This is a genomic window from Enterococcus gallinarum NBRC 100675 (assembly GCF_001544275.1).
GTDB classification, from domain to species: Bacteria; Bacillota; Bacilli; order Lactobacillales; family Enterococcaceae; genus Enterococcus_D; species Enterococcus_D gallinarum.
In genome coordinates this window covers 22,031-28,155 of sequence record NZ_BCQE01000037.1, presented here as the reverse complement: position 1 = coordinate 28,155, position 6,125 = coordinate 22,031, and the positions used below count along the sequence as shown (strand labels likewise).

The window sequence follows — 6,125 nt, the reverse complement described above, 5'->3', positions numbered from 1 at the left end:
AAATAAGTTCTAGTACCAGTCCTATAAAGATTGACGCCATAATCAATGCAATAATTTGGTCAATCAAGAAAAAACACCCCTGAACTCATCCATCCCATAGTAAAGACTGCAACGTGCTCCTCGTTTATGGATAGCTTTTCCTCATAATCATTTACTTTACTACTGTTTCAGAATATCTTTAACCGGTTACTAGTTTACTTCTCTTTATTAGTGAAGTGGGCTAGTTCTGCATATTCTTAGTAAAATGCTTTCCTCTCCTTCACTTTATCCCCTGTCTTTCCTAGGAACGAGTCCAAGCCTCTCTCATCTATATCATTCATCCCTTTTGCTGATTCTGAACAGCTGTCTCTTTCAGTTGGCGGTTCTCTGCGGCTAAACGCTCCTGCTCATTACGGGCTTTTGCTAGTTCTGCCTGATAGATAATGATCTCTTCTTGGTGGGCTCTCCGAGCGGCACTTACGCTAGCTTCCAGCTCATCCACTTTTGTTTCTAGTTCGAGATTGAGCTTTTCATACTTTTCATATAAGATCTTGGCATTTTCTATATTGGTCTGCTCTAAGTTTGCTTTGCTCGACACCCGAGTAGCAAAGTAGGTTAGAACACCGGTAATCAAGGAAGGTAAAACGACTGCGGCAACTGTTGTATCCATAGATAACCCCTCTCTCATTCTCTTTTTGATACAAAATGTATCAACTAATTGGAGTATATTCGATACGATTCATATCGTCAACTAAAAAGATACATTGCATATCTTTATTCAATCAAATTAGATACACTTCGTATCTAATTGTGGTATACTGATCGAAAAGGGGGGATCACCATGCTTGGTGAACGATTAAAAGCACTGCGGATAGGAATGAATCAAACGCAGCAACAGATTGCTGACCATCTAGGAATCACCCGGGCCGCCTATTCGCATTTTGAAAACGATCGAAACGAGCCTGATGGTGAAACGATCGTGAAATTAGCTGAATTATTCCATGTCTCCACAGACTATTTGTTAGGACGACATGCCATAGACAACTTCACCCAACCTTCTAAGCGGATGCAAACAGTAGCTGCCCATATTGATGAAAATGTAACCGATGAACAAATGGAAGACATTCTGAATTATATCGACTTTATAAAACAGCGGCATGCCCAAAAGGATTGATGTATATGGATAAAGTTGAAGAACTAATGGCTGCATACCCAGATCTGCATTTTATTTTTGATAAAAATATGCCAGAAGGTCAACAAGGCTTATATATCGATGATCATATTTATCTGAATCCAAAACAATCGAAAGCAGACTTGTTAGGGACCATGGGTGAAGAAATCGGACACTATTTAACAAGTGCAGGAGACATCACTGCACAAGATACCAATGAAAAGCGTAAACAGGAACGTAAGGCACGTGACATTGGTGCAGCAATCGTTGTCACACCTTACGATATCATCGCCTGCTTTGAAGAGGGCTGCAAAACGTTACTAGAATGCGCCTCTTTTTTAGGGGTAACGACGCGAACGCTCAAAGATGCGGTCTGTTACTATGCCCGACGCTTTGACGGAATCAAGACAGACAATCAGTATACGTTGCTGTTTCACTTAGATGGAACCATTGAGGTGATCAAAACCTTTTAGTTACTAGCTGTGAGCGTTGGGCAATATTTGGATCAGTGAAGACACTTCTTGATACGATTCTACAGCTTTACTATTTCTTAAATAACAAAAAACGGCACTGTGCCGTCACGTTCATAAACAGAGCGCTCATTAAAAGCTTTACGGTACATTCGCTACTCATCAGTGGCGCGCGGATGTACCGTTGATTTCTGATTATTTCGATTGATGCACAAGGCCGTTTTCTATTCTTGGGTCATATCTACAACTTTCAGCAGTCGATTTGGCAAATAATTCTCAGAAGTTTGATGAATCAATTTACCGGATTCAAAACGATACAAATTATAGCCATATCGTTCTTCGAAGCGCACGATGCCTTGACCTTCATCTTCTCCCACAAAAGACATACTGGCGACAGTATAGTAAGGAATCCCTTGGATCTCACCGGTAAAGGAATGATGCGTGTGACCATTGAGGATACAGCGAATGTTATAGGAGGACAGCAAGTCCAACAAACGATCCGTACCGGGCCACACCGGTGTCGTACTTTGATGTGCCAGTAAATGATGATGGGTCACTAAGACGATCGGCAGATTTTTTAATTCCGCTAACGTCTGTTGCAGCCAGTGGAATTGTTGTTCATCGACAACGCCATCAGAAGCTCCATAGCGGGAATTATCAAAGGCAACAATCGCCATATCTGAATAACATTTTACTTGATTATATGGCGACTCGGAGGCCGCTGTACCGCACCAGCCTATGTGGAAATTGCTTTTGATGTCATGATTGCCTAAAGTAACGATTATTTCGACATCGCCTAGCAGCCTATGCAGTTGTTCTTTCAAGTAACGATAGTCTTCCACGTCTCCATCCTCCGTCAAATCCCCACTGATAACGACTAGGTCAATCGTTGCTCGTTGCTGGGCATGGCGAAGACATTCTGTTAATGGAATCAATGGATTCTGCATGGCCGCCAACATGCCTTGATAACCCTCTTGGCAGTCTGGGTATTGTCTGCGAAAATGTATATCTGATATATGCAATAAATTCATCTTTTATCTCAATTTCTTTCTTATGATTCCTGTTATTTGGTCTAAAGCAAAGACGGTGATCACTACACCGATCAAAATAATACTAACTTTACTCCACGTACGTGTTTGGATCGCAAAAATCAATGGTGCACCGATTCCGCCTGCACCAACTAAGCCTAGTGTTGCCGCACTACGCACAGCGATCTCAAAATGATTCAACGCAAAGGAACTATAGATCGGCATCAAATAAGGGACACGTACAAAAAACATTGTTTGCCAGAAATTTGCACCCACCGCCTGCATCTCTTCGGTCAGCCGTTCATCCATCGCTTCCATCTCTTCCGTAAACAACTTGCCTAACATTCCGATTTGATGGACACCGATTGCCATCACACCGGCAAAAGGTCCTGGACCAACGACTTTAACAAAAATGATCGCATAGACCAGTTCTGGAAACGCCCGCAAGACGTTGCAAATAAATTTACCGATTTTAGCGACCCAAGGAGTTGCTGACCAGAGATTGGCCGCACTCAGCAATGTGATGGGAATGGCTAAAACCGTGGCGATCATGGTTCCCAAGCAAGCGATGCCGATCGTTAATAACAGCAGACTAAATAAATCTTCCCCGCTGCCGTCATAGAAAAATGACCAGTCTGGCTGACTCAGTCCTTTCAACACATCTCTGCCCATTGCCAGTGAAAAAGTGCTTAATCCCGAATAGTCTAAGTCCATTGCAGACAACAGGAACAGGACTACGAATAGTCCCCATAGGAGCCACGTTTTTTTACTCACTTCACGAATCATCATAGAAAGGACCTCCTTACTCGTTCACTTAATTGGTCAACGATGGCCACAGTGACTAAAATCGTCAAAATAATGATGGAAACTCGTTCATATTTCAGCAATGCCAAAGACGAATTCAAAATGACGCCGATCCCCCCAGCCCCTACATAACCTAGGACTGTCGAAGCACGAACATTGACCTCAAATACATAAAAGGTATAGCTGGCAAACTGACTGATGACTTGAGGAGCTACTGACCAGACTGCAATCTGCAATTTGCTGGCCCCGACCGCCGCAGCAGCTTCGATCGGACCAAAATCGATTGTTTCAATTGCTTGGAACATCAACTGAGAGACCATCCCAAATGTAAAGACAGCAATCGTCAGGACCCCTGTTGCTTCTCCAATCCCAAAGATAGCAACAAACAATGCAGCCAATAATAGGTTAGGAATCGTCCGAATCAAGCCCAATAAAAAGCGAAAGATCGTCGAAAGCCAGCGATTTTCAGTAATGACTGTCGTAGCCAAGAAACTGACCGGGATCGCTAGACAGACACCGATGACCGTTCCAACTAAAGACATTTCCAATGTTTTAAGCATTGGCGAGACTAATTTCGGTAAATAGCTAAAATCCGGATGCAAGAAACGTGCAAAGAATGCCGTTACTTGGTTGGAATTTGACCAGACTTGCGCAAAGTCAGCCCCTGTGATCCATGCACTGCTTTGAAAGCAAAGAATTAAGAAGAGCAAGATCAGCAGGTTCTTGTACCACTTAAAGTGAACGGTCTCTTTCAATTTCATGGGTTTCTCCTGCCTTTTCTTCAAAAATCGCCTTGCCATAAATCTGTTCCAGCCGTTCATCTGTCAATGCTTCCGGCACACCATCAAAAACAACCGTTCCCGCTTTCAAAGCAATGACTCGTGTGGAGTAAGACCGTGCTAGCGGAACAGAGTGGAGGTTGACGATCACTGTTTTTTTCATTTCTTGATTGATTTTTTTCAAGTCCTGCATGACTTTCTCTGTCGTGATCGGGTCTAATGAAGCTACTGGCTCATCTGCTAGAATAATCGGTGCTTGCTGAACAAGCGCTCTTGCTATTGAGACCCTTTGCTGCTGACCGCCACTCAACTGATCGCTGCGGGTCTGCAGCTTATCCAACAGACCAACCGTGGCTAGTGCTTCTTTTGTTCGTTGATAGTCTTCTTTTGTAAATAATCCTAAAATACTTTTCCAAGTTGAATAATACCCTAAACGTCCAGATAGGACGTTCTTTTGAACGGTACTGCGTTTGACTAAATTGAAACTTTGAGAGATCAATCCGATTTGACGACGGATCAATCGTAATTCTTTCTTGCTTGCCTTAGTGATCGAGGTCTCATTAATGCGGATATCCCCTTCAGTGATCGGCACTAAACGATTGATCGAGCGCAATAAGGTGCTTTTCCCTGCCCCACTCAGACCGATGATTGAGACAAATTCTCCCTCTTCGATCGTCAAATTAATGTTTTGTAGTCCTTTGACCCCGTTTGGGTATACTTTGGACACATTTTCGAAAATTATCATACTTCTTCCCCATCTTTATAAGCATTGTGACACGGATCATACCAAAAGAATGAGAGACGAAGGGATACTTTGGTGGGATCGCTCTCGTTTTCACTATATCAGCCGCCCTCGCAAAAAGATCTGCACCCTTCGTCCAATCATTTTTCTGTTATTCCTTGTCGCAGCCCATTGTTTTACTCGGCTGCTTTTTCGGTATATTCACGGATCGTATCATAAGCAGAATCAGCTGCTTCTTCATATCCTTGATGTCCCCACAATGACATCGCTTCTGCGCCTTCTTCGTCATCTTTCATGTTCAAGAAAACATCTTTGATTTCTTTTTTCAAGGCATCGTCCATTTTTGGTTGGACCGCAATAGCATCGTTAGGAATATCCCCTTCGGTCAGATAAAGTACTTTGAGCTCTTTAAACAAATCATTGTCTGCAAAGCTAGAAGCAAAGACATTTCGCGCACCTTCGAAAACAAACGCAGCATCCATTTGACCATTCAAGACTGCTGTGATCTCACTTGGAATATCATTGACTGTTGTCAAAGTCGCTTCGGTGGTAGGATCTACTCCGGCATCTTTCATTTCAGCAACTGGATAGATGTACCCACTAGCTGAGTTAGGACTTAAAGTAGCGATCTTCTTGCCTTTCAAATCAGTCAATTCATTCAATCCGCTGTCTGCACGAACTAAGATCTCCCCTTTGAAAGTGTTTGTCAATTGACCTTCTAACGGCAACCCCGTTTCTTGATCATAATCCCCTAATTGCGAAGTCAAAATGGCTTCAGCAGCGTCCATATCTTTTGCTTGGACATAGGCAGCTGGCGGCATGATCCCGATATCTACTTGACCAGAAGCCATTGCTTCAACGATCGTTGAGTAATCCGTAGCCAAGGTCACATCCACCTGACGATCTAGCTTCTTTGATAAATATTCAGAGAAAGGTTTTGCTTTTGCTTCCATCGTCCCATCGTTGTTGGTCGGTACGAACTGCACCACTAATTTTTCTTTTGCTGCATCCTCTTGTTTTGAATTGCCACTGGCACAGCCAGTTAAAGCAACAGCCAACATAACTCCCATGATCCCTTTAGCAACCTGTTTGAAACGCATTTTTATTCCTCCTGTGAATGTTTTCTACTACGTGTAAATCATACCAAATAAC

Annotated in this window: 8 protein-coding genes; 2 read left to right on the top strand and 6 right to left on the bottom strand. The window is 43.0% G+C overall.

What is annotated here, in order from left to right; genetic code table 11:
• Window positions 1-316 precede the first annotated feature (316 nt).
• Complete coding sequence (locus EG2_RS16345; RefSeq protein ID WP_060815427.1) at window positions 317-649, bottom strand: hypothetical protein; 333 nt, start codon at window positions 647-649, stop codon at window positions 317-319.
• Window positions 650-820: 171 nt separating this feature from the next.
• On the opposite strand from EG2_RS16345, the gene EG2_RS16340 reads away from it, so the two are divergent.
• Both EG2_RS16340 and EG2_RS16335 read left to right on the top strand, forming a co-directional pair.
• Window positions 821-1,153, top strand: coding sequence for a helix-turn-helix domain-containing protein (locus EG2_RS16340; RefSeq protein WP_060815426.1), 333 nt, complete (start codon window positions 821-823; stop codon window positions 1,151-1,153).
• 5 nt (window positions 1,154-1,158) lie between these two features.
• Window positions 1,159-1,623, top strand: a complete 465-nt coding sequence (locus tag EG2_RS16335; protein ID WP_005469920.1) for an ImmA/IrrE family metallo-endopeptidase — start codon at window positions 1,159-1,161, stop codon at window positions 1,621-1,623.
• A 221-nt stretch (window positions 1,624-1,844) separates the two neighbouring features.
• On the opposite strand, the gene EG2_RS16330 is transcribed toward EG2_RS16335, so the two are convergent.
• The 5 genes from EG2_RS16330 to EG2_RS16310 all read right to left on the bottom strand — a co-directional run bounded on the left by EG2_RS16330 (window position 1,845) and on the right by EG2_RS16310 (window position 6,073).
• Window positions 1,845-2,651: a metallophosphoesterase family protein gene (locus tag EG2_RS16330; RefSeq protein ID WP_003129306.1), complete on the bottom strand. Its 807-nt coding sequence runs from the start codon at window positions 2,649-2,651 to the stop codon at window positions 1,845-1,847.
• A 3-nt stretch (window positions 2,652-2,654) separates the two neighbouring features.
• On the bottom strand, window positions 2,655-3,437 hold the full coding sequence (gene phnE, locus EG2_RS16325; RefSeq protein WP_003129305.1) for a phosphonate ABC transporter, permease protein PhnE: 783 nt from the start codon (window positions 3,435-3,437) through the stop codon (window positions 2,655-2,657).
• Entirely contained in the window at window positions 3,434-4,213 is a 780-nt protein-coding gene (gene phnE, locus EG2_RS16320; protein ID WP_060815425.1) for a phosphonate ABC transporter, permease protein PhnE, read from the bottom strand. The genes phnE (EG2_RS16325) and phnE (EG2_RS16320) overlap by 4 nt, the downstream gene beginning before the upstream one ends.
• Window positions 4,185-4,976 (bottom strand): phosphonate ABC transporter ATP-binding protein, encoded by a 792-nt coding sequence (phnC, locus tag EG2_RS16315; RefSeq protein ID WP_003129303.1) that lies wholly within the window; start codon window positions 4,974-4,976, stop codon window positions 4,185-4,187. The genes phnE (EG2_RS16320) and phnC overlap by 29 nt, the downstream gene beginning before the upstream one ends.
• A gap of 173 nt (window positions 4,977-5,149) precedes the next feature.
• Entirely contained in the window at window positions 5,150-6,073 is a 924-nt protein-coding gene (locus tag EG2_RS16310) for a phosphate/phosphite/phosphonate ABC transporter substrate-binding protein (protein WP_060815424.1), read from the bottom strand.
• Window positions 6,074-6,125: the final 52 nt, after the last annotated feature.

Excerpts from the sequence above, each read along its gene's own strand:
- EG2_RS16335 (WP_005469920.1), top strand. The coding sequence starts at position 1,159 with ATGGATAAAGTTGAAGAACTAATGGCTGCATACCCAGATCTGCATTTT.
- phnC (WP_003129303.1), bottom strand. The coding sequence starts at position 4,976 with ATGATAATTTTCGAAAATGTGTCCAAAGTATACCCAAACGGGGTCAAA.
- phnE (WP_003129305.1), bottom strand. The coding sequence starts at position 3,437 with ATGATGATTCGTGAAGTGAGTAAAAAAACGTGGCTCCTATGGGGACTA.
- EG2_RS16340 (WP_060815426.1), top strand. The coding sequence starts at position 821 with ATGCTTGGTGAACGATTAAAAGCACTGCGGATAGGAATGAATCAAACG.
- EG2_RS16330 (WP_003129306.1), bottom strand. The coding sequence starts at position 2,651 with ATGAATTTATTGCATATATCAGATATACATTTTCGCAGACAATACCCA.
- EG2_RS16345 (WP_060815427.1), bottom strand. The coding sequence starts at position 649 with ATGGATACAACAGTTGCCGCAGTCGTTTTACCTTCCTTGATTACCGGT.
- EG2_RS16310 (WP_060815424.1), bottom strand. The coding sequence starts at position 6,073 with ATGCGTTTCAAACAGGTTGCTAAAGGGATCATGGGAGTTATGTTGGCT.
- phnE (WP_060815425.1), bottom strand. The coding sequence starts at position 4,213 with ATGAAATTGAAAGAGACCGTTCACTTTAAGTGGTACAAGAACCTGCTG.